We start from the raw sequence: 26,292 nt of genomic DNA, 5'->3' as shown, positions 1-26,292 counted from the left end.
CTAATCCTTTTTATTGTTCTAAGAAAGCAGAGCACGATCACTTGCCATTTTTGTTCCGCGAATCCGCTGAAACTCGTTCAGAAGCTGCTCAATTGTTAAATGCTGTTTCTGTCCATCATCTACTTCAAGAATAATCTGGCCTTTATCCATCATAATCAGCCTATTTCCTAAATCCAGCGCCTGCTGCATATTATGAGTGACCATTAAAGTAGTTAAGTTGTACTTTTTAACAATTTCTTTTGTCAGATTCGTTATAAGCTCTGCGCGAGCCGGATCAAGAGCAGCGGTATGTTCATCGAGCAAAAGAATGGATGGCTCCGTGAAGGTAGCCATTAATAATGAAAGTGCCTGCCGTTCTCCTCCTGATAATAAACCAACTTTTGCATTTAGGCGGTTTTCAAGGCCAAGATGGAGAGTTTCAAGAACTTCACGAAAATAGTCTTTGCGCTTTTTCGTAACTCCTTTTCTTAATGTTCTTGTTTTATTCCTTGAATATGCCATCGCGAGATTTTCTTCAATTGTCATGGATGGAGCCGTACCAGCCATCGGATCCTGAAAAACCCGGCCTATGAGTTTTGCCCGCTTATATTCAGACATGCCCGTGACATTTTGGCCATCAATATAAACGGAACCAACATCAGGGATCATGACACCGGAAATTATATTCATTAAAGTGGACTTCCCTGCCCCATTACTTCCGATTACGGTGACAAAGTCCCCCTCATTCAATGTGAGATTGATCGTATCCAGTGCAATCTTTTCATCTGGAGTACCTTCATTGAAGACTTTATGAATCTGATTTAATTGCAGCATCAGTCTCACCCTTTCCGCCTGATGGCAATTCACTTATGTTCATGCTTCCTGCCAGTCTTTTGGCTTTCCGTTTCTTCTCCTTTGTGCGGTCAATAATCTTCGGCATTATTAAAGCAAGGATGACAATAGTTGCTGTAATCAGCTTCATATCACCAGGTTCCAGGAACTCCACTCTCAGCGCCATGGTCACTACGAAGCGGTAGATAATCGCTCCGCCAATAACCGCCAGAGTAGTTCTGGCAATGGATTTTGTGCCAAATAACGCTTCACCGATGATGACTGAAGCCAAACCGATGATAATCATTCCGATACCCATGCCAACATCGGCGAATCCTCCTTGCTGGGCAATCAATGCTCCGGAGAAAGCAACCATTGCATTGGAAAGGCCAAGCCCCAAAATCACCATCATGTTGGTGTTGGCAGAAAGACTGCGGATCATCCTCTTGTTGTCACCTGTAGCCCTTAAAGCTAAACCAATCTCCGTCTGAAGAAACCGATCTGTCAAGAACTTTATTGCCAGTGTTACAACTAACATAAATAGGATAATGCCCCATGTTCTCGGGAGGCTGCCGCCAAGTCCCGCCATGGTTAATATACTATTGAAAAAAGAATCAATTCCTGTTTTATCCCAAAAATCCCTGACATGTGTAATAGCAGTTTCTGTGTTCAAGAGCGGAACATTCGATTTACCCATTATACGAAGGTTTATTGAATACAGAGCAATCATCATAAGGATTCCTGATAACAGCGCATTGATTTTTCCGAAAGTATGAATAATACCAGTAAGGCAGCCGGCAATAAAACCTGCAAATAAGGCAGTGATCGTAGCCAGAAAAGGATTCGCACCGCTGACAATCATGGTTGCGGCTACCGCCGCTCCAGTCACAAAACTTCCATCTACCGTTAAGTCAGGAAAGTCCAGGACCCTGAACGATAAATAAACTCCAAGTGCCATAATTGCGTAAATAATCCCTGACTCGAACGCACCGAATATGGCTGTAAACACTAAGAATCACACCCTTTATTTAATTCTTTATAGCTAAGTTGATAAAGCAGCCGGCAGGATATTGTGCTTCCAGCCGGCGGATATTCTTTATTCTTCATGGAACTCAGCGAATTCTGCCCATTCTTCTTTTACTTCCAGTCCTTGTGCGTCAGCTGCTTTTTTATTGATAACCAGTTTGAGGCTTCCAGGAAGCTCAACCGGAATTTCAGATGGCTTTTTATTTCCTTTTAAGATCTCAGCTGCCATTTTGCCTGTTTGATAGCCAAGATCAAAATAGCTGAATCCGCTGGCTGCTATAGCACCGCGTTTCATGGAATCCAGTTCACCCACGAATAAAGGAATCTTTTTGCTGTCAGCAACAGAAATAACCGATTCAAGCGCAGACACAACTGTGTTATCTGTAGGGATATAAATGGCATCTACCCTTCCAACAAGAGAGTCGGCCGCCTGCTTAACTTCAGCAGAGGTTGAAACAGATGCTTCAACAATTTTTGCTCCTTTTGGTTCAGCAAGCTCTTTTACCTGTTTAACCTGTACCTCGGAATTTTGCTCTCCAGAATTGTAAATGATGCCAATATTTTCAACTCCAGCTTCATCAATCATAAAATCAATTGTTTTTGAAGTTCCCTCCGGGTGGTTATCAGTAGTACCTGTGATATTGTCTCCGGGCTGATCAAAGGATTCGACAAGGCCGGCTCCAACAGGGTCTGTAACAGATGTGAATAGAATTGGAATGTCCTTCGTCGCATTTAGAGCACTCACGGCACTCGGAGTAGCATTTGCAAAAATCATATCCACTTTATCGCCGACAAAATTATTTGCAATCGACTGGGTATTATTCATATCAGCCTGAGCATTTTGGAAATCGAATTTTACATTATCGCCTTCTTTAAAGCCTTCATCCTCCAATGCTTTTTTAAAACCCTCTGTCGCAGCATCTAAGGATGGATGTTCAACAAATTGTGTGATGCCAATTGTGTACTGTTTCTTCTCATCACCTTCTGAAGAAGACCCGCTGGATTTTTCCTGTCCGCAGCCGCTCAAAACAAGCAGCCCTGCAGCCATAATTAAGGAAAGAGCTTTAAACGATTTTTTCATTATATGACCCCCTATTCAAATTTATTAACTATCAGCTTCCTGGTAGTTTAAACCTATTATGTATACGCTTACATCTTAAGGTGGAAATAGTACACAAAATGGTTTTTCACCATTTATATGATATTTACTTTTAATATCGTAAATACAACGTTATATTACCACCCGGAACGCTGAAGTGTCAATAATATTCTAAAAATTAAATATATTTCCATAAAAAAGCAAGCAGGAATAAAACTGCCTGCTTGCTAGTGTAAAAGTTTTTTAGCCTTATGAAGCTGAAGGTTAGCATCTTCTATCATATTATCCAAAAGCTCCTTTACGCTTGGAAGATCAGCAATCAGGCCAGCTATCTGTCCGCTGTTCATAAACCCTTCATCACCGTTCCCATTTATCGCTCCAATTTTATGATAGTCTTCTGAAGTGAGTTTATTAAACTCATCAAGACTGATGCCATGTTTTTCATAGTCCAGCAATTTTTTGGCATAACCTGTGGAAAGCAGTCTTCGTATTCTGCCAACTGAACGCCCTACAATAACGGTTTCATAATCGGATGCTTGAATAATTTTCTGTTTATACTGCGGGTGGAATGGTGCCTCCTTGGTAGCTATGAATCTAGTGCCCATTTGCACACCGCTTGCCCCCAGTGCAAGCATGGCAGCAAGCCCTTTGCCATCACCGATTCCCCCGGCAGCCACGACTGGAACTGAAACCTCGCCTGTAATCTGAGGGATCAATACGAGTGTAGTAGTTTCAAGTGAACTATTGATTCCTGCTGCCTCATACCCTTCAGCTGCAATAATATCCGCACCGGCTGCCTCTGCTTTCAGCGCCTGTCTGACCGAAGCTGCTACGGTTATGACCTTCACACCATTTTCATGCAGCTTAGGGATAAAGGGAGCCGGGTTTCCGGCCGAAAGGGAAACTGCTGGAACCTTATGTTTAATTACCAGGGACAGGATTTCCTTTACATAAGGTGAGACACTTAATGCAACGTTAACAGCAAATGGCTTATTTGTTAAACTTCTTGTTTCCTCAATTATCTTCTCAACTTCCTCAGGAGGCATTGTTCCTGCTCCGATGGTGCCCAGCCCTCCAGCTTCCGAAACTGCCGCTGTTAAAATGGCATTGCTAATATTCCCCATGCCGCCCTGAATAATTGGATATTTGATATTTAAAATGTCCGTTAATATATTCAATCAAATTCCTCCTCCGTTAAAATAATGTTATACTAATTTTAATAGTTTGACAATTAGGAACACATATACTAAACATCGAAGGATGCAATCAATGCATCAGGTAGAATACCCTTTCATTCACATCGCCGTTTTGCAGACAGGCCTCTATTCAGTCCCCTTTTCCATTTTTAGTGAAATTTTATAAAACATGATTTGCAGTGTTTGAACAAATGCATAAATAGGAAATGACCAGGCCATCTGATAGCCCTTTTCATAATGAAATATGCCGAGCTTAACAGAGAACCATTCAATCAATACAGCAACAATAGACCAGATGGTGACATACAGGATATTCATATATCCTTTTAGATTTAATTTCACATATAAATATATAAAAAAGTAACTGTATGGCCCGTACATAATATAGCTCACAAGATCAATGATTTGATAATTCGATGTATCATTTACATCATAAAAATCCCACGGCCTGATACTAATGGTATGATCGAAGAACATCCCTATAAATACGCCGATGGTGAGATGAACTGCCGTTTCCAAGCCAGATAGTTTTTTGGGCAGTTTCCATATAAGAATTAGGGATAGCAGTAAATTTGCTAATACAAACCATTCATTTGCGTCAAAAGCTCTTTCATATATCTTTTCCATAATTAGTAGGCTCCTGCTTTAGATACATTATCCCCCTGGACAATCCGAGCCCGGCAATCAAAAAAGCCGAATTTCCTATGCCTGCTTTAATTAAATTCCAGTCTAAAAAGGTAATTACTCCGGATGTGAAGCTGAAAAGATCCATACCAAGAAGACAGATTAAGAATATGGCGAATAAAGTTATCCTTTTTATGCGAGATTGAGTTTTCCAATAAATATTTATAAACATAAGAACTAGAAAGGGTCCAATAATTTCACGATGAATCAAGAACACAATAAATAAAATAGAATCTTCTGTAATATGAATCCAATTTAATTGAAGAGCAAGTATGGTTGTGTAGTTTCGGGCTGCAATTGAAATTAGCATAAGAACCAGAGAGTTTTGCAAAAAGGAAAGCTTTTTTTCTATAAAGAAAAAGAAACTTAGTGTATAAAATGCAATTACAAGTGCTGCAGGCAGAACCATAAAATCACCTTATTTTGATGGATTATCGGGATTAATAAGCTCTCATGAAGAAAAGAATCATAAAAGTAATATTGTTAAGGAATGATATATTTATTCATTAATGCGATGTTTTATTTTTGTGATTCGTATTGAAAGAGGGATTTGATGCACTTATTTTATAATTTGCTCTTTTTATTGGCGGGATTGAAATGGGGGGATTGGAGAAACTGGCGTGTATACTACCCAACCATCCTTTTTTTAATTGGAGGAGATTTGTTAAAAAACTTTCTTCTTCGCAATTACCCAATGTGGCAATATAAAAAGACTATATTTGCTGAGAATATTCTTATTGGGCACCCTGTCATTAATCTCATGATTATGGCCATCGTATATCCGGTAACAATTCTAATCTTCATCGGCCGCTATCCGTCTGGATTCTTTAAGCAGGCAGGATGGATTCTACTATGGGTGTTTCTATATACCACCATTGAATTTATCAATCTTTACTATTTGGACCTCATTGAGCATTCAAATGGCTGGTCAATCCAATGGTCGTTCTTTTTTAATCTTTTCATGTTTATTATTCTTAGAATTCATCATAAACGGCCGCTGGCAGCATTGGGAATCGGGTTCCTTTGGATTTTATTTTTATGGAAAACGTTTGAGATGCCGATAGATCTTTTACGTTAGATCTTTATATTGATACTGCGGCAGGATTTAATAGATATACTGATAAAAATAGAAATTGAGCCATCCTGCTCGTCTGCAAGATGGCTCTTTCTTATTCCACCATATAGGGATGATTTAATGCGTCATAATCGGCATCTCTGTTTTTAAGTTCATTTCCTTCCTTAAAAACACTTTCAAAAAATCTTGATGCCGGTTCTGCCAGTTCTTTATAATATTCACTGAATAAAGCAGCAGCATGGCTGCCCAGCCATTTATCTGGAAGAAGTTCTTCTGGGAGCCCCGGATCCACAAAGAGGAATTTCCGGTATTCATGCACAAGCTTTGTTCTTTCCACAAAACATTCTGCATCAGTCATATTCCCCTTCTGGATTTTATTTTTATCGATGATATATTTCTGGCTGTATTCTGAGATAAATTCCTGGTATCTATCATTTATCTCTGTCAGGTTCCAGCTTTTTTCAACTATTTCGATATTCTTATGCGGTCCTGCATACCTGGCAATAAAGAAATCAACATAGTCGGCAATTTCATATTTCTCAATCAAATCAAATACTTGTTTCTCAAGATTATTAGCAGAGATCCAGCAGCTGCTGGACATGGAGCCAAAACCGCTCCAAACAAGTTCCTTCCGCAATTCATCCCGCACATTGCGGATTTCCTCCGGAATAGTATACATGAGTATGCGCCACTTGCCATCCCACTCTTCAGGTTTTAATTTAAAAATTCGCTTAGCCGCTTCCTCAATTCTTTTCTGCCCTCTAGGCGTTAAGGAGTAATAGCTTTTATTGCCGATCTTTTCTGCGCTCACCCATCCCTGCTTATTCATTCTTGAAATCGCTGCTCTTACAGACTGATCATTATGACCAAATTCGCTTAAAAGCTTTATAAGGCTTCCAATCCAAATTTTGCTTCCATAATGTGAAATATAATCGCCATAAAGTGTGAAAATCATTGACCTTGTATTCAACTTGCTTTCATCCTCATTTCATCTTGTGGGTTGAACGGAAAAAATTCGTTATATACAATTGTACTAAAAGTAGATAGTTTTGAACAATACTTTTTCGGCATACTAAATAATTTAACTGTCTCTGCCTTCATACATCACGCCAAAGTCCTTATAAACCCTAAAAACCATAGAGTGAAAAAGCTCTATGGTCAGCGCTCAACAATTGTAGAAATCCCCTGGCCAACTCCCACACACATCGTTGCCAGGCCGTATTTTGAATTCCTGCGCTTCATTTCATGCAATAAAGTCGTCAGAATACGGGCACCGCTCGCTCCAAGCGGATGGCCCAATGCTATCGCTCCGCCATTTACATTTACCCGCTCCGAATCGGCGCCAAGTTCTTTTATGCAGGCAATGGATTGTGAAGCAAAAGCTTCATTTAACTCGATTAAGTCTATATCAGTCATCATAAGACCAGCCCTCTTCAAAGCTTTCTGGGTGGAATAAACAGGACCTGCCCCCATAATAGAAGGCTCAAGCCCTGCTGTTGCCGATACAATATAAGTTCCAAGGGGCTGTAATCCAAGTTCACTCGCTTTTTCCTCTGACATCATCAGCAATACAGACGCACCGTCGTTAACCCCTGAAGCATTGCCCGCCGTTACAGTTCCGCCTTGAAAAATCGGTTTTAAGCTTGCGAGCTTTTCAAAAGTAGTTTCCGGACGGGGATGCTCATCACGTGAAATGGTTATTTCATCCCCTTTTTTATCCATGTATGTAACTGGAATGATTTCATCGTCGAATTTGCCTTTTTCAATAGCTGCTTTTGCTCTCTTCTGGCTTTCAAAAGCAAATAGATCCTGTTCTTCACGCGATATGCCATATTTTTCTGCAACATTTTCTGCTGTCTTGGGCATGCTTTCAGCACCGTACATTTTCTCAAGCCTGCTGTTTGTAAATCTCCATCCAATGGTTGTGTCATACATCTCCATATTCCCTCTTGGAAACTCGCTGCTTGGCTTTGCCATTACAAATGGGGCACGTGTCATGCTCTCCGTTCCGCCTGCAATAAAAATATCTCCTTCTCCGGCTAAAATGGCCCGTGCAGCATAATTAACAGCATCTAAACCAGACCCGCAAAGCCGGTTAACAGTTGAAGCAGACACTTCGACAGGCAATCCGGCAAGCAAAGCTGCCATCCTGGCCACATTGCGATTATCTTCTCCTGCCTGATTGGCATTTCCCAGTATGACCTCTTCTATTTCTGCTGGATTCACGATCGGGTTTCTATCAAGCAGAGCCTTTATGACGATGGCTCCTAAATCATCCGGGCGAATATCCTTTAACACACCTTTATATCTTCCTATCGGTGTCCTGACAGCATCCACAATTACTGCTTTTCTCATTGCTTAACTTCCTCTCTGGCAGTGTAATCATAAACACCCCTGCCCGTTTTGCGCCCTAGCCTTCCTGCTTTAACATATTGTTCAAGGAGCGGTGCCGGCCGATATTTTTCACCCAGCTTGCTGTAAAGGTATTTTAAATTATTCAGGCGCGTATCAAGGCCGACAAGGTCGCCAAGTTCGAATGGCCCCATCGGATAATTTAGCCCAAGCTTAATTGCCTTATCAATTTCTTCAGGTGAGCCAAGACCTTCCTGAAGCATATAAAATGCCTCATTTCCAACGAGCGCACTGATCCTGCTTGTTACGAAGCCTGGAAATTCATTAATGACTACTGTTTCTTTCCCCATTAACTCAGCAGCACGTTTAATTGACTGTGATGTTTCTTCGCTTGTTTCAAGCCCTTTAATAATTTCAACAAGTGGCATTTTGGGGACGGGATTAAAGAAATGCATGGCAATCACTTTGTCCGGACGTTTTGTAAATGATCCAATTTCGGTTGGACTCATGGTAGAGGTGTTTGTTGCAAAACAGCAGTGCTCAGGTGCGTGCTGATCAATCACCTCAAAAATATTCTTCTTAATATCCATCACTTCAGGGACAGCCTCAATAACAAGATCAGCTGCACTTACATGCTGAGCAAGACTTACAGAATAGGTAAGACGATTTTTGCCTGCTTCCATATCAACTGCTGTTATTTTATTCCTGATGAGTCCTTTTTCAAAGATGCTATCAATCTCTTTTTCCGCACGGATTAATTGTTCTTGGCTGATGTCTACAAGGGTGGTGTGAAATCCCCCTACTGCACTGACATACGCAATCCCCCGCCCCATTACGCCTGAACCGATTACGACAATATTTTTCATGGTGTAATCCTCCTTTCAGTTTAAAAAAGACGAGCACCCAAAACGAGATGCTCGCAAGAAGAACATAAAAACGGGCAAAGAATTTAATGGATTCTAAGTCCTTTCATCCAGTAAAGTCTATTTCCCTTGAAACACAGGCTTTCGCTTTTGCATAAATGCGGCTACACCCTCTTTATGGTCAAGAGTAAGGCCGGCCAGCCGCTGACCCTGTGCATCTCTCTCCAAACATTCTTCTAAAGTGGATTCCCAGCTCGCTTTCAGGTTCTTCTTAATTATCGCAATGGCCGCTGTCGGCATGCCGGCCAGCCTTTCTGCAAAAGCTGTTATTTCATCCTTCCATTTCTCCATAGGAATTACCCTGGTAGCCAGGCCAAGCTCTTTGGCTTCCTGTGCATTAACCTTTTCACCGAGCACTGCAAGCTCCATGGCTTTCGCATGACCGATCAGTTTTGGCAGAAAGTAGAGATTCCCGGCATCAGGCACCAGCCCAACATGGATAAAAGCTTCTAAAAAGCTGGCTTTATCAGAAAGAAGCCTGAAATCGCATGCTAATGCGAGACTCATGCCTGCCCCTGCTGCCACCCCATTGACTGCAGCGATAACCGGTTTTTTACATTTATGAAGCTCCATTATCATTGGATTATAGAACCGGCGGAGTACCTCGCCATGATCCATATCCTCATTTACACCCTGAAGGTCCTGGCCAGAGCAAAATGCACGTCCTTCGCCTGTGATAACAAGGCATCTGACTTCTTTATCCCGGCTTGCCTGTTTTATGGACTGCTGAACCTCTTTATTAAGCTGTTCTGTGAATGCATTCAGTTTATCCGGCCGGTTTAATGAAATCCAAGCAACACCGTTTGCGACCTCATATTTCACCGTTTCAAACATTTGCTATGTACACCTCCTCTACTTTCCTTTGAATTGCGGCTTGCGTTTTTCAATAAAGGAATTCATTCCTTCTTTTTGATCTTCTGTCGAAAATAATAAATAAAAATTCTTCCGTTCAAATTCCATTCCCTCATTTAAAGAAGTATCTACAGCTTTAAGAACTGCTTCCTTTATGAGGCGTATGGCAATTGGCGCCTGATTGGCAATTTGTTCAGCCGCCTTCATCGTTTCTTCCAAAAGAAGCTCCTCTGATATAAGCTGGTTTACGATGCCATGTTGAAGCGCTTCTTTGGCGGTGATTCTTTTACCGGTAAAAAGCCATTCCATTGCTTTCGTTTTTCCGACAAGCTTAGTAAGCCTCTGCGTTCCGCCTGCACCTGGCATTACTCCCAGGTTTACCTCAGGAAAGCCAAATTCCGCGTTATCAGCGGCATAAAGCAAATCACAGCATAAAGCAAGCTCAAAGCCCCCGCCAAGGGCAAAACCATGAACCGCCCCGATAATCGGTTTCTTGATCATGGCAAGGCGATCCCAATCCTTAAATTGATTGCGAAGCTCAAAATCTATTGCCTGGTCGTTTGCCATCTCATCAATATCTGCTCCGGCTGCAAAGGCTCTGCCATTGCCGCTTAATACGATAGCCTTTATGCTGCTGTCAGCCTCAAACCCTTCCATCGCATCCAGAATCTCTGAAACCATAGGGCGGTTGATTGCATTTAAGACTTTTGGCCGGTTTAATGCAATTAAACCAAGCTTCCCAAGCTGTGAAACTTCAATAGCTTCATAGCTTTTACTCATTTTGCTTCCTCACCAATCATAAGACTGATAATATCACCTGCAAATTTCATGGCGTCTTTTCCTGATGCCTTGCCTTCATCTGTTCTCATAGCCTCCTGTAAAGCTTCATGGCTGTCGTAGTACATTTCGCACATCAAATAGTACTTCCCTTCGCCCCCCATAGGGCTGCCGACAATTTTTGTAACCTCCATTTTGCGGAGACCCGGAATTTTGGCTGTAAGCGGCGCGTGCGTATTAAAATAATGGTCATCAAATGCCTCCTTATTTTCAGGGTGCTTATAAAGAGCGATTAATTTTACCATTTGCCATCTTCCTTTCATGTTTAGTGGATTTGATTCATTTAATAGTATTCCTGGAGCCGGATTCATATGTTATTTGTGCTGTCTCCAGGAATTTATCATTGAAGGATTAACAGTTTACAAGCATCTTAAAAATAGCATTAGACAAAAATTTGACCTGCTTTCATAACAGTCCTTATAGCTACATCATCGTTGATACAGGCTTCATAGCTTCAAAGGGGTTTTTGCAGGATTTGCAGTATAAAATACTGCGGCAGGCTGTAGGGCCAAAAAGGTTTTCCATCGTCGTATATGTGGACCCGCAAAAAGGACAATCCACATGCCATTCGCCTGTTTCACTTATTAATTTTGGAGGCGGCGCAATCCCAAATTCTTTTAGCTTTATCCTTCCTGTTTCTGTTACCCGGTCAGACGTCCAGGGCGGATGATAGATAAACTGGACATCTATTTTTTCAAAAATCCCTGCCTTGCCTATCTCGGTTTCAACGTTTTTTCGAATGATATCCAGTGCCGGGCATCCCATAAAAGTAGGCAGGAGTTTAACCAATACTGAATTGCCCTCCACCTCAATTTGCTCCAGCATTCCTAAATCAACAATAGAAATGGTATCTATTTCAGGGTCTTTAACATTATGAAGCGCTTCTAACGCGGTTTTTATCAACATTTGATCCTGCTCCATTTACATCACCCTTAAAAAAACTTACCAGCTTGCAGCTGGATTTATGTTATACACCTCGCTCAAAGTGGTTAAAGCCGCCTCAAGGTCGGCAGTATGCTCTCCTATGCGGCCATTTCCATTTTTCATTGCAAGGTCTGCTTCTGAGACTGCCAGATTGATAGATTCAAAAACAGGCTTCATGTTAAGCAGCCAGCGCTGCTTTAATATTTCTTCCTTATCAATGAGACCATGTTCCGCCATATCTTTTGCCAGCGCTCCCAATGTTAGGACTCCTTCAAAATCAGCTAAAACCTTCCCAGTGGCTGCTTCCATCCTCGTTCTGGCTTCCCCGCCAGCCTGCATCAGCTGGATAAACCATGTTTTCCAGTGAAGGAGATGATAATACAGCTCCATATTAACCTTTAATGCCACCTCGGCTAAAGGCCGATAGGAAGAATTTTTAAGTGAGTCCAATCTGATTTTTTTCGCTTGGATATAAAAATAATTTCTTACTACAGCGAATGCCCAGTCATATTGTGCTGAAGACAAGTAATGACCTGGTCCATTGACCACCTCCAAAAGGACAGCATTTTTCCTTTCAGAAGCTCCTCTTGCATGTGCAAGTCTGTCTACATTGCCTTCTCCGAGATCCTCCAGCAGCTGATAAAACATGGCCGCATGGCCCATGGTATCCTGGCTGATGGATGAAAAGGCGACATCCTCCTCTATATGAGGTGCCAGGCCAAGCCACTCTGAACCCCGGTAGGCAAGTATGAAGTCATCGTCAGCAAGCTGATATAATAATGATGTCAGTGCCGGCTTAATCCTGGCATCGATTGGCATTTTACTAACTGGCTCAGTCACCTTTCTTCATCCCTCCCCATGACAGAATTTCCTTTTCATCAAGCATTTCCTGCTCGTATTGGCGCCACTTTTTCTTCAAATATCCGTATCCTTTTGTCGTGCGGTAATCTTTGTTGTCCAGACGCTGAAGTGATTGCTTTTCTTCCAGTGTCAGCTTCCGGATATCAGAGCGTTTGACGACCCAGATATCAGCAACCGGTTCTCTCCTCATAAAATTTTCCTGTGCCATGACCAGTGCAAGCTCTCGATTTGGCGCCAGCAGGGAAAATTGATATTGCAGAGGCGAGGTATCGGTTCTTTGACTAAAGACTTCGAATTCCTGATAAAATCCTTCGTTTCCCAAAGGGATCCCCCCCATCTGAACAGTTTAGTTTGCAGGATTGAGAGCTTCACGCACCCATTTGTTAGTCTCATAAGCTGTACGGCGGAGTCCGAGTCGCTCCTGAGATTTTGGACCATTATTTTTAATAATGTCCTTGAACTTATTCCAGTCAGGCTGTCTATAAATCCAATGCTCCTGATCCTTGTCAAAATGCATTGTCTCATCCGGCAGTTTGAGGCCAAGCGAGAGAACGCGGGGAATATACTTTGTAAAAAAGTCCTGCCTTAAGTCTTCGTTCGTCTTTGTCCGGATTCTGTATTTTATCGTTATATCCTGTTTGGAAGTGCCGGTAGTAGAGGCATCACCGGGGCCAAAGAACATTAACAGCGCTTCCCACCAGCGGTTAACCGCATCCTGTACCATCGCTTTCTGCTCCTCGGTTCCTTCAGCCAGCGCCATGATGATTGCTTCACCATGCTGGGCATGAAAAACTTCTTCCGCGCAAATCCTTTTAAGTGCTCTTGCATAGGGTCCATATGAAGCATTTAGCATATTGGTCTGGGTAATGATAGCAGCACCGTCAACCAGCCAGCCGATCAGCCCGGCATCCCCCCATGTTGGAGCCTCCATATGAAAAACATTGTGGAATTTCAGTTTTCCGCTGAATAAATCCTGCATAATATCTTCGCGGGTTTTCCCGAGAGGCTTCATTAAATCCTCTGCAACACGAAGCAGCAGCTGTCCATGTCCCATCTCATCCTGCACCTTTGCCATAATTCCCAGCTTTCGTTTTAATGTAGGGGCTTTTGGCACCCACTCCTTTTCAGGAAGTGCTCCCATAATCTCACTGATTCCATGCATCGAAATCAATTTGATTAATGTTATTCTGTAATCTTCCGGCATCCAATCATCCGCTTCAATTTTTTCTCCTGTATTTATGCGTTTCATGAACTGCTCGTATTTTTGTTCTTCCTTCATCTCTTCAAAGAAAAGAGCTTCTGACACGTGATTCACCCCTATCGAGTTAAAAAATCATTCATTCAGGTTACTGCTTTTTTCACTGCCGTATTTACAATCCTGACAGCTTTCCCTTCCGATCTTGGCAGCGTTTTCGGCGGATGGAGAACAAGGCCAATGTTAATAAAGCAATTTTGCTTCACTGCTTCCTTGATCTTCTTTTGTACATGCTCTGCTTCTCCCATATCTCTATAAAACTCCTCGCTCCATTCAGCATGAAGCTCTAAAACTTTTAAACTTCCCTTGTTATACACTTGGATATAGTAGTGGGGAGAAAGCTCAGGCATCTGAAGAATGCACCGTTCGATTTCGGATGGAAAGACGTTTACACCATTTACATTAAGCATATCGTCTAAACGGCCTTTCACACGGCTCATGCGAATCGTAGTTCTCCCGCAAATACACTTCTCTTTAGAAAGGGAGGCGATATCACCCGTCCGGTAGCGGATCACCGGAAAAGCTTCCTTCGTTAAACTTGTAAAAACAAGCTCACCTTCCTCCCCGTATGGAAGCGGTATCATTTTTATCGGATCGATGACCTCTGCATAAAAATGATCCTCAGCAATGTGCAGCCCGTCCTGAGATTCATGGCATTCCATAGCTACTCCCGGTCCCAGAACTTCACTCAGTCCATAAATATCGCATGCTTTAATCCCAAGCTTAGCTTCCAGTGTTTTCCTCATTTCTTCAGACCAGGGCTCTGCACCCAAAATCCCAAACTTTAATGATGTATCCGCCGGGTCTATTCCCCTCTCTTCCATCTTCTCTGCTAAATGGAGAATGTAGGAAGGAGTTCCGCAAATAACTTCTGGCTTAAAGTCTTGAATCAGCATAATTTGTCTGTCAGTATTTCCTCCGGAAACAGGTACTGTAGCCATGCCAAGCTGTTCACTGCCATAATGCAGTCCCAATCCACCTGTAAAGAGACCATATCCGTAAGCATTATGCAATGTCTGGCCAGGTTTGCCTCCTCCGATTGAGATTGCCCTGGCTATCAGATTGCTCCACATTTTGATGTCATTTCGTGTGTAGCCCACTACAGTCGGTTTTCCGCTCGTTCCGGAAGAAGCGTGCAGACGGACAATTTCTTTTTTATCCACAGCAAAAAGCCCGAATGGGTAATGTTCCCGCAAATCTGCTTTAACAGTAAAGGGCAGCTTTTGAATATCATCCAGGCTGTTAACAACTTCAGGTGCAAAATTACTTTCCAAAAACTTTTTCCGATAAAAAGGCACATGATTAAATACTCTTTCCACTGTCTGCTTGAGCCGGTTCAACTGTAATTCTTCTATAAAATCACGGCTTTCCGTTTCAATATCATGCAGAATCAAGACATGACCTCCCAGATTTTCATCATATTGAGATAATAATTCTATATAACGTTAAAATATCGTTAGATGAAATAAGTGTTATATGTTTAACACAAAGATACCGTGTAAACAGGAAAAAGTCAACTTATTTTCTGAAAATTTACTCATTTGTTTGGAAAATAATAAAAAGACCTAGCCCGAGGGCTAGGTTAACTTTCTTAGGACCATTCTTTTAATTTATTCATAATGCTATTTTTCCATTTAGATATTAAAGGCTTCTCGCCTTTTGCTGTTTTTTGCTTCTGCCATTCATGATAGCTTGCTGCAGAAATGAGAATAGAGCCTGCAATTAAAAGATACGCCCACCAAGGAAGATTTCCCCAATAAGGTCTTGTTTGTAGCAGCACATTCAGGAGCAGTACCCCGGAGCCAACAAAGAAGTAGGATTTTATTCTCCAGAAGGTTCCAGAAAGCATCGAAATCAGGGAGAGCGTGCCAACTATGAGCGCATCATAAACCGTATTGCTTGCAAGGCCATCCTGTACAAGCAGCAGGGAAACCGTTATTAGGACTGCCCACTGAATTTTGTTTGTTTGTGCTGCGTATTGCCCTTTCAGCACTTTTCGGACAAAAATAATCAGGATGATCCATGGAAGCACGTATGCCTCCCTTATGAAAAGGTCAGACAGCTCAATATTCTTTAATAAACTATAATAAGGCTCGAGCAATACTGCTCCCGACAGCAATCCAGGCAGCCATAAGTATTTTGATGCCATTCTGCCCCTCTGTAAAAATAAAAGTGTGCTGATCAGGAGTCCAGGGAGAACTTCCGCCCATAGGGAAACTGCCGGAAAAAGATAGGCGGCAAGGAAAAATAACAGCGAGATTATAGTGTAGCTATCAGCGTTTTTATTCATTAAAATTTTGGCATATACCATTTTGCCGATTATTGCCGATGCCAGGCCGAAACCAGCCACAACCAGAATTTTCATATCTGGAGCGATTCCGTTTATGAACAGGAATTTGAGTACTGCCGCATATAGTAATACCAATGGAACAGCAGCCAATATATCAAGTTTAGTTCTATGCAAATATACGATCAATCCTGCAGAATAGATAATAGAAACGAAAAACGGCACATAACCAAAGGGATATGAAGTTAAAAATGCCAGGATCCCAATCACAGACCAGGGTATGAGAAAGTAAACACTTCTCATTTTATCTTGAGTTTTTCCGGTTAGCCAGAATAAGAATACGGCACAGCTGACTAAAAGAACGGCATACTCACTGAAGTTCTCTTCCAATATATGATCCATTCCCGTCAAGATTACCATGAATAAAGTTAAGAATGAGCTGTAAAGGAATATCTTTACCTTCCACTCTTTAACAGATAACCTGAAACTGACCCAATAGACCGCAAGGGTGACCAGGAAGGGCCAAATACTATTTTCCCTATAGATAAAAAATGTCAGGATCATGGCAAACGGCATGTAAATATGGCCAATCCAGCTGAACCCTCTGGCTAGGACAAGGTCCTTATTAGAAATATAGAAAGCCGCACAAAGCAGGATCCATGCCCCCAGCGGAAATTGCACCCAATTAAAAAATGTAAAGTTAAATGGCAAACCAATCAAGATCATAAAATAAGCAAAAAGTGAAATCGCTCCAGATACAAACGGAATCCAGCTTTGTTTATGGAATCGATACAAGGCAAGATACATAATAATGCCCCCAATAAATACTGCCGGTCTCATCCAGACTTCATTGATTGACAAAGCAGCTGCTGTAAATAGTGAGATTGTATAAAATCCCAATGAGATTAAAAACACGTTTCCGGCTTGATTTTTGTGCCCTTTCTTAGACAGAACGCCATAAAGTATAAGCAGGGCAATACTTGCCATTATGGTATTCATGGCCATACCTAACTGATTCTGATAAAAGCTTGAGCAGCTTCGCAGATGTTCACCATAAAACATAAAGGCAAACCCGATTGACAAAGGGATGGCCCAGGGAATCGCTTCTAAATAAAATATCCTATTTTCAGCCTTATTCATGAGGTACATGACAAAGCTAAAGATTAATAGCATGGAGCCAGCAGCAAGCCAATCAAGAAATCCTGCTGCAGTCACAACTGAAAATAACATAATACTAACAGCCACATCCCGTGAGCTTGATTCCACCACTTTTAAGAGCGGGTACTTTAGCAAATACCCGAGACTTATAAAAAGCACAAAGCCAATAAAGAAAACAGGGAAAGATAGATTATTGAACGGGGCGGCTTTATCCAGCATTAATACTGTTTCAAATAGAGCAGAGGCTAAAAACACGGGTGCCAGGTAAGCAAATAGCCCGTTTCCCATAACATTTGCCAAATATATAAACTGCACGGCAAGAATAATGTAAGCCAGCAGCAGTGCTGCAGAGGGTTCGCTGGCCATTAACAGGATACCTTCAACTGAAATATAGAGAAAAGCAAGTATGGAAACCGCTGCACTGGTCAGTCAAAATACCTTATCCCAGGAATAGTGCTTATCCATAACTCTAGGAACAAACAGAAAACCAATCCCTACAAGTGCAAATAAAACAGGTCCTGCCGAATTTAAAATTGTATTTTCAATCAGCTGATAGGCACCATAGACAATCAGTAAACTGAAAACGAAATGAAACTCCTTCCTGCCTGTTACATACACCATTGATAAGTAAACAGCTGCCGTTATCATAATATTCACACTATATAAAACGTGGCTATTAAAAAATAAAAGCATTAATAATGTAGAGATCACTAAATTGATTTGAGCAAAGTAAATCAATTCTCCCGAAAACAGTTTAAGGGAAGCCTGTTTTTTCAGGCGGTGATAAGCTGCTGACAGCAGAGCATTGAAAATCATGAATCCAAGAAAGAAACTGTCATTTTCAAGCTTCAATGCTGCCAGGGTATAACCAGCCCCGGCAGACAGGGCAATATAAGCAAACCATACAAAAAGACGTGAACCCAGCTTCTGTGCAAATATACTGTATACTGGAACGACCAGTAAACTGCCAGCCGCTCCGAGTATATAGCGTCCTTCCCCATAAAAGGAAAGATAAGGGCCGAGCAATTCAAACCAGCCGATAGACAAAATAAATATAGGCAAAAATAAACTCCCAAGAACTATGAAAGCAAACGATGTTCTTTCAATTTTTAATACTTTTCCGGAAATAAAAGCAAAACAATAGAAAAGAAGCGAAACCACTGCAATGGATGCACTTTTCATAAAATTAGACATGGTATCCCAGTTACTCGTGGCAACAAATAACCCGCCGATAAGGAGCAGGATGACTCCAACATTCAGCAGCCAGGAAATGTTTCTTTCACGGACTTCTTCCAGAGATAATTTCTTTTTCGCAGGTTTTTTTGCCTGTTGAACTGGCATTTGCCTGATTTCTTCTGCAGCTTTTGCTGCCTTAACCTGCACTTGCTTCAGCTCTTCCAGGTCCTGATAGTACAGTTGGTGGGCGCTCAAGGTGATTTCATAATGTTCTGCTGAAATATAGTCTTTCTCTTTCAACTTCGTGAGTTCAAATTGAAATATATTTTGATGATATTTTTCTGTTTCGGGGTTCAAGGGATTCACCTCATTTATATATTCGCTTGATTCGATTAGTGTAATTTTACACATTTTGAAATAATTAATCAATACCTGATTTGGCATTTTTTACTTCACATGTATGGTATATAATAATTATTTAATTAGAGGAAAAAATGGATTAATAAGGAATTATCCACGCTCTTTTTAACCGAATCTTCTCAGCTTAATATTTTATCCCTTGATAAATCAGCATTTCCCCACTCTCTTTCTGCTGCAAAAAAATCCAAATATTATATCTAATAAATTTTCAAATAACAATTCTATCCGAAAAATATTTTTTCCATTATATTATTCTAGAATTTATTATCTTATATGGAGGAAATATCATTGAGAAGACTAAGTATTGTTATTGCATCCATCCTATTGTTGAGCTTGTTTCCGGCTGTCAGCCTTGCAGCACCAAGCGATGATGAAGTGGCTGAATTCCTGAAGGAAACAAATTGGTCTGAAGAAGGATTAAATGACCATCTGGAATATTTTTGGGATATGAATATCGAAGATTTCGATACAATGGAGGAATTGATTGAATATCTGGGTGAGCCTATTACTGAAGAAAACCTGCAGCAGCTATTAGCTGACTATGATTTTGAAAATGAGGAAGAGTTAATTGCACTGCTTGCGGAGAATGGAGAAATGGAAACGACTGACGATGTTCGGGATGTTTTCCGATATATTGATGCTTTAGATTCTACCGTTTCTTTTTTAACCTATACAGGCACTGAAATTAACGATGAAACACTTCAGCAGCTATTAAATGATTATGGACTTACAAAAGAGGAGCTCATCTCCCTGCTTGAGGAAAACGATGACTCCCTTGAAAACTATGAATATATTGAGGACCTTGATATCATGGTTTCCATTTATCTGGGTGGAGATGAATTGCCTGGTGAAGACGAAATAAACCAAATATTCGCAGATATAGATCTGACAGATGAAGAACTTGAAGCATTATTTGCACATTTTATGACATTGGATTTCGAGAATCCCGAATTGCTTGATAAAATGATGGACCTTGAAAGCCGTTTAATGGCCTTTGATGAGTTTGACAGTGCCGGGGATTTAACAGAAGCAGAAATAGCTGAACTTATCAGCATTATGCAGGAAATGATGGATCTGTTCCAGCTTGATGCCGAGTTTTATCTTGTAAAAGATGGCGAAAAAATCCATTTAACAACAGATGAAATGGTGGCTTTGGAAGAGACAAATGGCTATGACCTGCTTATTGAACTTTATAATACTCAAGGCAAGTTCCTGGCAGATATGATTATTACAGCAGAGATGTTCAGTTCAGAGCTCATTGAAGACACAGTGACAGATTTGAATCAGGCGGAAACTGTAATCAAAAAACAGGAGCCTGCTAAAGTGAAACCAGATTCCAAACACGCAAAAACTGTAAAAGGCGGAAAACTGCCAAACACAGCAGGCAATTATATTGAAGGAGTATTTGCAGGCATTGGTCTGATCCTTTTAGGATTTGCCATTTTACACAGGCGGAAAGTGAAAGCTGCGTGAAAAGGAAACTCACATTAAAAGGAGCAATTGGACTAACTTTTATTTTGGGCGGAATTTGGATTGCAGCTTCAAATCTCTTGCCATATTTGCATAGTCAAAAAACTTCAGCCCATATAGACCCCTCCAGCACTGGTAGTACAGATGTAAAGACTGAACAAAAAAAGGAACAGCATAGCCTATATACTGTCCGTCCTAAAAAGGGAGAAGAAATGGGCGTTCTATCAATACCTAATATATCGGCCCATCTTCCAATCTTCCATGGTACGGATGAAGATGAGTTAGAAAAGGGAGTTGGCCATTATGCAGGCAGCGTCCTTCCAGGAGAAGAAGACAATTCAGTCCTTTCCGGCCACCGGGATACGGTCTTTCGCAAACTTGGAGAAGTAAAGATTGGCGATTTCCTTGTCGTGAACACTTCTGCTGGAGAATTCACCTATAAAGTTCGTAAAATAAGAATCGTCGATGCAGACGACAGAACCGTAATTGTACCTAAGCAAAGAGCAACCCTTACTGTCACAACCTGCTATCCTTTTGACTTTATTGGCGATGCACCGCAGAGGTATATCCTTGTTGGAGATCTTGTAAGAAAATAAAAACCCGCTAACCAGCGGGTTTTAGAGGGAGGCCATTTTTGGCCTTCCTTTTATTCTGTAATTGTGACTAACTTTACATCTGCAAAATCAAATCGATGATAGTGACCTTCAGAGCATGTTAGTTCTACAAATCCTTCCAGGTCTTTAATGCTTCCAATTACTTCAGATTTATTCTCTGCTTCAACTTCTTCTGTTACGGTAACACCTTTTTCAAAAGTATAAATAACCTTAAACGTATTCATGTGTGCTAAACTCTCCTTTCACCATTCATGTTCCCGTGCATACAAAGTTTAAACGCAGAAATTTATATTGCAGTTATTTTCCATTTAGTCAATATATCTTAAGACGAAAGTTAAGGCCAATGATTACATTTTGCGAGGAGGTAGCACTTGATAGCAAAATGCTATTCGACAGATATCGGCTGATATCACCATAAAGCCACATTTAATTCAGCGGTTTTTCAAATGAGAGTAAATTCAATTTGAATATCTAAAATTCCTTTTCTTCCAAATGATAAATCTGGTAACATAAATAGTTTACATAATAAAATTATTTTACAAAAAAAGAGTCCATCAATTAAGTGGACTCCTTTTCTCAGTTATTCACCCAGGTCTGCATTGTGATAAACACGCTGGACATCTTCCAGGTCTTCAAGGGCGTCAATCAGCTTTTCAAATTGCGCCTGTGCATCAGCATCAAGGGTGACTTCATTTTGTGGGAGCATTGTTAATTCAGCAACAGCAAACTCATTGATGCCCGCTGACTTGAATGCTTCCTGAACTGCATGAAACTGATCAGGTTCTGCATATACGATTACCGTATCATCTTCTTCCAGGATATCACGTGCATCTACGTCTGCTTCCATCAGGATTTCCAGCACTTCTTCCTCCGATTTGCCTTCAATGCCGATCACAGCGGTTGAGTCGAACATATAGGAAACAGATCCGCTCACACCCATATTCCCGCCATTTTTACCGAATGCAGCACGTACATTTGAGGCTGTGCGATTTACGTTATTAGTTAATGCATCGACTATAATCATGGATCCGCTAGGCCCGAATCCTTCGTAGCGAAGCTCATCATAGTTTTCTTCCGCTCCGCCTTTTGCTTTTTCAATTGCACGATCAATGATATTTCTTGGCACATTATATGTTTTTGCGCGTTCGAGCACAAATTTTAAAGCCTGATTTGCTTCAGGATCAGGCTCACCTTGCTTGGCAACCACGTATATTTCAAGTGCAAACTTGGAATATACACGGCTCGTATTTGCATCTTTGGATGCTTTCTTTTCTTTAATATTGTTCCATTTACGGCCCATATGTCCCACTCTCTTTCAACTTTGGATCTATGAAATTTATGATTAGAAATAGAGTCTTCTTTCTTTGGAAGAACTCTCACCTGATTATTATACATTAAAACACCTGATTTTTTCGAGTATTGTTTCATAAGAAGATGCATGGGATTGGCCTGGGTATTGATAATTTAAAAGAGACACAAATGTGCCTCTAATTAGCTTAATAGGATTTTTTCCAGCACCTTCTGCACCTGATACCCTTCTTTAAAGGAAACCAATAATGCACGTTCTCCTCTTATTGCTTTGAAGAGTTCTGAAGGCAGACTGTATACCGGCTCATCAAGCGTTAAAATTTCTCCGCTGTTTTCTGACGTACTCTGTACAAGAACACTCCAATTCTGCATATCTAAAGTACCCTTATCACCAAAAACTTTAAAAGACAGATGTTCTTTTTGCCCAATTCCCGCAATTCCGTTAAATAGAACAGGAATACCGCCAGGAAGCTTTAATGATGTGGTAAAGCTGGTTTCACATATACGTTCATCATCCGGGTATTCCACAAAAGATCGGACATGGAGCAGCTCTCCGAAGGTATCCTGAATCATATGAATAAAGTGAGGAGATACTTCCCGGATAAAGCCCCCTTGTTCCCTGCTGGAAATCCAATCGTTCTTTTGCCATTCACGCGGCCAGTGTGTAAATTGCAGGTGCAGTTCTACCTTCTTAATCTCACCCAGTTCACCATTCTGTATCTTTTCCCTAAACACTTTAAAGGACGGGCTGTATGCCATCGGAAAATTCATGGCATGGATGATTCCTGCATTTTCGGCAGCTTCATACATATCCTTCGCCTCTTCAATGGAATTGGCCAGAGGTTTTTCACAAAGAAGATGCTTGCCGCTCTTTATAATATCCATGCTAATTGAATAATGAAATTTTGGCGGAACACCTAAATAGATGATTTTGATGGTTTCATCCTGAAGCAGTTCCAAATGATTGGTATGTAATGCTGCATCTGTCAGCACAGCCTTAAATTTATCTAAGCGTTCGGCATTTCGATCACAAAGCGCTGCAATCTCAAACTCCTCATGCTGCCGAAATTGACGCAGTATCCTTTCCCCTACAGCACCCATTCCTATTAATCCAACTTTAATTTTTTCCTTCAACACACTTCACCTGCTTGTTAAAATTCATAGTTCCCCATTGAATTATACAGTTTATTAAAAAAATTCTAAAGATGCAATTTCTCTATTAAGTTAATAAACAAAAATATACTGGCCAATAATTGGATAGAAAAACAAAGAATGGGGACATTAAACATAATTAACTAATTAGGAGGTGTCATCATTGAACCTTGATAAGGATATGCAATTTGAAATCAAAAGTACTTTCGCGCCGAATCTTTACCGTTCCGAAACTCTTAGAATTCTGGAGGTGACTCCAAACAGTGTTGTCATCCAGATGGACAGATCAAATGGACGCGGGGTTTTCCCGGCCGATAATTTTCATTATTGGATTAAAAGAGGTTCCCTTATTAAATTGAATGACCATCATAAAAGAACATCATAGAACACTGGCAGAGTAAGCCAGTGTTCTTTTATTTTATTAAATGGTCTTTACAAGGTAGAAGCCGGCTCTGTATCTGGAGCCGGCCCTTATGTCATCGTTCGCAAGCAAAGTTGTCCTTGTCTCTATCATGTTTTGAGTCATAGGCAGGATGTGTAGACGGCACACCATTTGGATAAACCTTTCTTAACTCTGTACAGTTTTGGTAGGACTCAGTGCTGCCTTCTGCGGATGACGAATTGGCGGCTGTACCACTGCTGTCATTCGACCCGCTGCCGCCGGCATTTCCTGAACCTGAAGAGGAACCGCTTGCTGCTGCAGAATCCAGGTCTCCTTTAGTTGTTCCCTCATCCCCGAGAGCCCATAATCCTTTAGTGGCTTCTCTTGCTTCCCTGCCGAATTTTCTGAAGTAGTCACTGTATTTCACATCCGGATTGTAGGTGGATGGCTCGGCATAACCATTCAGAACCAAATGGGCATTGAACATTTTTTCACGTATTTCATTTTCGTCCATATCATCAGTGGGGATGTCTACCCAAATGATTCTCAGCAGGCGGCCATACCGGTCTGTGTCTGAGACATCCTTTTGCATCCAGATTTTCTTGCCAGTCAGCTCAGATGCGGTAAATTGACTTGCTTCTATTCCGTATTCTTCTACTCTTGTTGTTGATTCGGGAGTGTTCACTCCAATCAGGCGGACCTTCCTCCCGTCTGATGTTTCTATTGTGTCACCATCTACTACTCTGCCGACAGTAACTAGTTCGAGGCCTAAGCTCTCTGCAGCCTGATTTTGATCCTGTACCTGTTTTTGCTTTTCAGCCTCTTCTTGTTTCTGTTTTTCTTCCTGTTCTTCTTCCAGCCTTTCCTGTTCCTCTGCCTGCATCTTGGCTTCCTCTTCTTTAGCCTTCTCTTCAGCAAGCTTCTCTTCTTCAGCCTTCTTATCTGCTTCATCCTGATCTGTCATTATTTGTTCTTTCTCAGGCTCACTTCCTGTTTCTGTTGCATTAGAATCTGCAGTTGCTAAAAAAATGGATAAAACAAAGCCAGCAGCCATAATCCAGCCAGATTTTTTAAAATTTATCTTATATTTCCGGTACTGATTATTCAAATATAATCCAATTAAAAAGACAGCTAACCCAATAAGTGCGGCAGGAACTGCAATTCCCAGTAACAACATAAACACAATAACAATAGTGATAATAGCCCCTCTTATAACTTTCAAACTCTTTTTTCTCTCCTCTTTTTACATTTATCCTAAATAAGCATAACTTTTTTCTATACAGATATAAACACCAATTCACTAAAGAACTGGTGTTAAACATAAGCTCTTTTCTCAAATTTTGTTTGCTTATGAACCCGGCCGTTGATTTCCGCTGCGGGCACTTGCTTTCCGCGGGGAGGAATGAGAGCCTCCTCGGCTATGCCTGTGGGGTCTCTCACTCCCTCTCCTCCCGCAGGAGTCAAGTACCCTCCGCTCCAATCAACTCAAATTGTTAAACTTAGTTGAAAGTTAGATAGGAACAATCTTACAAAACAGCCAATTTAAATTTACTGTTTTTTCCCAAAAATCTCTTCCTGCAGTCTTCTTCCGGTTGGCGTTGCAGCCAGTCCTCCCTCAGCTGTTTCCCTGAGTGCTGAAGGCATGGATTGCCCGATAAGGAACATGGCGTTGATGACTTCATCACATGGAATTCTGCTTGTAATTCCGGCGAGGGCCATGTCTGCTGCTGTCATGGCGTTGGAAGCACCCATGGCATTTCGTTTTACGCACGGGACTTCTACTAGTCCTGCAACTGGATCACACACAAGGCCCAGCATGTTTTTAAGTGTTATTGCCATTGCTTCAGCAGCCTGTTTTGGTGTCCCGCCTGCCATTTCTACAATGGATGCTGCAGCCATGCCGCTTGCAGATCCTACCTCAGCCTGACATCCTCCTGCTGCACCGGATATGGAGGCGTTGTTTGCCACCACAAAGCCAAATGCCGCTGAAGTAAACAGAAATTCTATCATTTCCATTCGTGTTGGATTTAGAACTTCTTTTACAGCGAACAGTGTACCTGGCACCACGCCAGCCGAACCTGCTGTAGGGGTGGCACAGATTATACCCATTGCCGCATTCACTTCATTGGTTGCAACTGCTTTGCTGACAGCATCCAATAGAATATTTCCTGATAAAGCCTTTCCGCTCTGAATGTACTTTTGCAGAAGGACTGCATCACCGCCAGTCAGACCTGTAACAGAAGTGACACCTTTAAGTCCCCTCTCAACAGCCTGTTCCATGACAGTCAGATTGCGGTCCATTTTAGCGATAATTTCTTCACGAGTTAAACCAGTTACTTCTATCTCCTGCTGAATCATGACTTCAGCAATTTTTACACCTTTATTTTCAGCGAGCTCAACAAGCTCAGCAACATTTCTAAACAACATTAGA

Annotated in this window: 29 protein-coding genes; 4 read left to right on the top strand and 25 right to left on the bottom strand. The window is 41.3% G+C overall.

Annotated features, from left to right (window positions below; all coding sequences use genetic code 11):
• Positions 1 to 18: 18 nt before the first annotated feature.
• The 6 genes from JI665_RS05580 to JI665_RS05555 form a co-directional block, all read right to left on the bottom strand.
• A complete protein-coding gene (locus JI665_RS05580) occupies positions 19 to 813 on the bottom strand; it encodes an ABC transporter ATP-binding protein (RefSeq protein WP_206837366.1) in 795 nt (264 codons plus the stop codon).
• Positions 788 to 1,819, bottom strand: a complete 1,032-nt coding sequence (locus JI665_RS05575) for an ABC transporter permease (protein ID WP_206837363.1) — start codon at positions 1,817 to 1,819, stop codon at positions 788 to 790. Before JI665_RS05575 ends, JI665_RS05580 begins: the two co-directional genes overlap by 26 nt.
• An 87-nt stretch (positions 1,820 to 1,906) precedes the next feature.
• Positions 1,907 to 2,917 (bottom strand): ABC transporter substrate-binding protein, encoded by a 1,011-nt coding sequence (locus JI665_RS05570; RefSeq protein ID WP_206837360.1) that lies wholly within the window; start codon positions 2,915 to 2,917, stop codon positions 1,907 to 1,909.
• 245 nt (positions 2,918 to 3,162) lie between these two features.
• A complete protein-coding gene (locus JI665_RS05565; protein WP_206837357.1) occupies positions 3,163 to 4,113 on the bottom strand; it encodes an NAD(P)H-dependent flavin oxidoreductase in 951 nt (316 codons plus the stop codon).
• A gap of 144 nt (positions 4,114 to 4,257) precedes the next feature.
• The gene (locus tag JI665_RS05560; protein WP_206837353.1) at positions 4,258 to 4,758 is read right to left on the bottom strand and encodes a hypothetical protein; all 501 of its coding nucleotides are present in this window, start codon (positions 4,756 to 4,758) and stop codon (positions 4,258 to 4,260) included.
• Positions 4,742 to 5,224, bottom strand: coding sequence for a hypothetical protein (locus JI665_RS05555; protein WP_206837350.1), 483 nt, complete (start codon positions 5,222 to 5,224; stop codon positions 4,742 to 4,744). The genes JI665_RS05560 and JI665_RS05555 overlap by 17 nt, the downstream gene beginning before the upstream one ends.
• A gap of 144 nt (positions 5,225 to 5,368) precedes the next feature.
• On the opposite strand from JI665_RS05555, the gene JI665_RS05550 reads away from it, so the two are divergent.
• On the top strand, positions 5,369 to 5,893 hold the full coding sequence (locus JI665_RS05550) for a CBO0543 family protein (protein WP_206837346.1): 525 nt from the start codon (positions 5,369 to 5,371) through the stop codon (positions 5,891 to 5,893).
• 91 nt (positions 5,894 to 5,984) lie between these two features.
• Here JI665_RS05550 and paaX read toward each other — a convergent pair whose 3' ends face one another.
• The 13 genes from paaX to JI665_RS28505 all read right to left on the bottom strand — a co-directional run bounded on the left by paaX (position 5,985) and on the right by JI665_RS28505 (position 18,872).
• On the bottom strand, positions 5,985 to 6,860 hold the full coding sequence (gene paaX / locus JI665_RS05545; protein ID WP_206837344.1) for a phenylacetic acid degradation operon negative regulatory protein PaaX: 876 nt from the start codon (positions 6,858 to 6,860) through the stop codon (positions 5,985 to 5,987).
• A gap of 188 nt (positions 6,861 to 7,048) precedes the next feature.
• Positions 7,049 to 8,245 carry an acetyl-CoA C-acyltransferase gene (locus tag JI665_RS05540; RefSeq protein ID WP_206837341.1) on the bottom strand — a complete coding sequence of 399 codons (1,197 nt, stop codon included), beginning with the start codon at positions 8,243 to 8,245 and terminating at the stop codon, positions 7,049 to 7,051.
• A complete protein-coding gene (locus JI665_RS05535; protein ID WP_206837338.1) occupies positions 8,242 to 9,108 on the bottom strand; it encodes a 3-hydroxyacyl-CoA dehydrogenase in 867 nt (288 codons plus the stop codon). Before JI665_RS05535 ends, JI665_RS05540 begins: the two co-directional genes overlap by 4 nt.
• Positions 9,109 to 9,225: 117 nt before the next feature.
• Entirely contained in the window at positions 9,226 to 9,999 is a 774-nt protein-coding gene (locus JI665_RS05530) for an enoyl-CoA hydratase-related protein (RefSeq protein ID WP_206837335.1), read from the bottom strand.
• A gap of 18 nt (positions 10,000 to 10,017) precedes the next feature.
• Positions 10,018 to 10,797 (bottom strand): enoyl-CoA hydratase-related protein, encoded by a 780-nt coding sequence (locus JI665_RS05525; RefSeq protein ID WP_206837332.1) that lies wholly within the window; start codon positions 10,795 to 10,797, stop codon positions 10,018 to 10,020.
• Complete coding sequence (locus tag JI665_RS05520; protein ID WP_206837329.1) at positions 10,794 to 11,099, bottom strand: EthD family reductase; 306 nt, start codon at positions 11,097 to 11,099, stop codon at positions 10,794 to 10,796. The genes JI665_RS05525 and JI665_RS05520 overlap by 4 nt, the downstream gene beginning before the upstream one ends.
• 178 nt (positions 11,100 to 11,277) lie before the next feature.
• Positions 11,278 to 11,775, bottom strand: a complete 498-nt coding sequence (paaD, locus tag JI665_RS05515) for a 1,2-phenylacetyl-CoA epoxidase subunit PaaD (protein WP_206837325.1) — start codon at positions 11,773 to 11,775, stop codon at positions 11,278 to 11,280.
• 21 nt (positions 11,776 to 11,796) lie between these two features.
• Positions 11,797 to 12,597, bottom strand: a complete 801-nt coding sequence (gene paaC / locus JI665_RS05510; protein WP_211202467.1) for a 1,2-phenylacetyl-CoA epoxidase subunit PaaC — start codon at positions 12,595 to 12,597, stop codon at positions 11,797 to 11,799.
• 13 nt (positions 12,598 to 12,610) lie between these two features.
• Positions 12,611 to 12,976 (bottom strand): 1,2-phenylacetyl-CoA epoxidase subunit PaaB, encoded by a 366-nt coding sequence (gene paaB, locus JI665_RS05505; RefSeq protein WP_206837319.1) that lies wholly within the window; start codon positions 12,974 to 12,976, stop codon positions 12,611 to 12,613.
• A 9-nt stretch (positions 12,977 to 12,985) separates the two neighbouring features.
• A complete protein-coding gene (paaA, locus tag JI665_RS05500) occupies positions 12,986 to 13,918 on the bottom strand; it encodes a 1,2-phenylacetyl-CoA epoxidase subunit PaaA (RefSeq protein ID WP_206837699.1) in 933 nt (310 codons plus the stop codon).
• Positions 13,919 to 13,980: 62 nt separating this feature from the next.
• Positions 13,981 to 15,288: a phenylacetate--CoA ligase family protein gene (locus tag JI665_RS05495; protein ID WP_206837316.1), complete on the bottom strand. Its 1,308-nt coding sequence runs from the start codon at positions 15,286 to 15,288 to the stop codon at positions 13,981 to 13,983.
• 197 nt (positions 15,289 to 15,485) lie between these two features.
• Positions 15,486 to 17,705: a hypothetical protein gene (locus tag JI665_RS05490; RefSeq protein WP_244671082.1), complete on the bottom strand. Its 2,220-nt coding sequence runs from the start codon at positions 17,703 to 17,705 to the stop codon at positions 15,486 to 15,488.
• A gap of 63 nt (positions 17,706 to 17,768) precedes the next feature.
• Entirely contained in the window at positions 17,769 to 18,872 is a 1,104-nt protein-coding gene (locus tag JI665_RS28505; RefSeq protein ID WP_244671081.1) for a DUF2157 domain-containing protein, read from the bottom strand.
• Positions 18,873 to 19,223: 351 nt separating this feature from the next.
• On the opposite strand from JI665_RS28505, the gene JI665_RS05485 reads away from it, so the two are divergent.
• Positions 19,224 to 20,408 carry a processed acidic surface protein gene (locus tag JI665_RS05485; RefSeq protein ID WP_206837313.1) on the top strand — a complete coding sequence of 395 codons (1,185 nt, stop codon included), beginning with the start codon at positions 19,224 to 19,226 and terminating at the stop codon, positions 20,406 to 20,408.
• A complete protein-coding gene (locus JI665_RS05480; protein WP_206837310.1) occupies positions 20,405 to 21,001 on the top strand; it encodes a class D sortase in 597 nt (198 codons plus the stop codon). Before JI665_RS05485 ends, JI665_RS05480 begins: the two co-directional genes overlap by 4 nt.
• Before the next feature lie 50 nt (positions 21,002 to 21,051).
• Here the strand turns inward: JI665_RS05480 and JI665_RS05475 are convergent, their stop codons facing one another.
• The 3 genes from JI665_RS05475 to JI665_RS05465 form a co-directional block, all read right to left on the bottom strand.
• The gene (locus tag JI665_RS05475) at positions 21,052 to 21,243 is read right to left on the bottom strand and encodes a hypothetical protein (RefSeq protein ID WP_206837306.1); all 192 of its coding nucleotides are present in this window, start codon (positions 21,241 to 21,243) and stop codon (positions 21,052 to 21,054) included.
• A gap of 356 nt (positions 21,244 to 21,599) precedes the next feature.
• Positions 21,600 to 22,319 carry a YebC/PmpR family DNA-binding transcriptional regulator gene (locus JI665_RS05470; RefSeq protein ID WP_206837303.1) on the bottom strand — a complete coding sequence of 240 codons (720 nt, stop codon included), beginning with the start codon at positions 22,317 to 22,319 and terminating at the stop codon, positions 21,600 to 21,602.
• Positions 22,320 to 22,510: 191 nt separating this feature from the next.
• Positions 22,511 to 23,464 carry a Gfo/Idh/MocA family protein gene (locus JI665_RS05465; protein ID WP_206837300.1) on the bottom strand — a complete coding sequence of 318 codons (954 nt, stop codon included), beginning with the start codon at positions 23,462 to 23,464 and terminating at the stop codon, positions 22,511 to 22,513.
• 169 nt (positions 23,465 to 23,633) lie between these two features.
• Between JI665_RS05465 and JI665_RS05460 the strand changes: the two genes are divergently transcribed.
• On the top strand, positions 23,634 to 23,864 hold the full coding sequence (locus JI665_RS05460; RefSeq protein ID WP_312886133.1) for a hypothetical protein: 231 nt from the start codon (positions 23,634 to 23,636) through the stop codon (positions 23,862 to 23,864).
• Positions 23,865 to 23,955: 91 nt separating this feature from the next.
• Here the strand turns inward: JI665_RS05460 and JI665_RS05455 are convergent, their stop codons facing one another.
• From JI665_RS05455 to sdaAA, 3 genes are all read right to left on the bottom strand, one after another.
• Positions 23,956 to 25,083 carry a thermonuclease family protein gene (locus JI665_RS05455; protein ID WP_206837293.1) on the bottom strand — a complete coding sequence of 376 codons (1,128 nt, stop codon included), beginning with the start codon at positions 25,081 to 25,083 and terminating at the stop codon, positions 23,956 to 23,958.
• A 92-nt stretch (positions 25,084 to 25,175) separates the two neighbouring features.
• The gene (locus JI665_RS28885) at positions 25,176 to 25,301 is read right to left on the bottom strand and encodes a hypothetical protein (RefSeq protein ID WP_280516062.1); all 126 of its coding nucleotides are present in this window, start codon (positions 25,299 to 25,301) and stop codon (positions 25,176 to 25,178) included.
• A 108-nt stretch (positions 25,302 to 25,409) separates the two neighbouring features.
• Positions 25,410 to 26,285 carry an L-serine ammonia-lyase, iron-sulfur-dependent, subunit alpha gene (sdaAA, locus tag JI665_RS05450; RefSeq protein ID WP_206837695.1) on the bottom strand — a complete coding sequence of 292 codons (876 nt, stop codon included), beginning with the start codon at positions 26,283 to 26,285 and terminating at the stop codon, positions 25,410 to 25,412.
• Positions 26,286 to 26,292: the final 7 nt, after the last annotated feature.

Source organism: Bacillus sp. NTK034 (assembly GCF_017303275.1).
Taxonomy (GTDB): domain Bacteria; phylum Bacillota; class Bacilli; order Bacillales; family Cytobacillaceae; genus Cytobacillus.
Note: the sequence above shows the minus strand (reverse complement) of the source record. Positions and strands in the feature narration are given on the sequence as shown.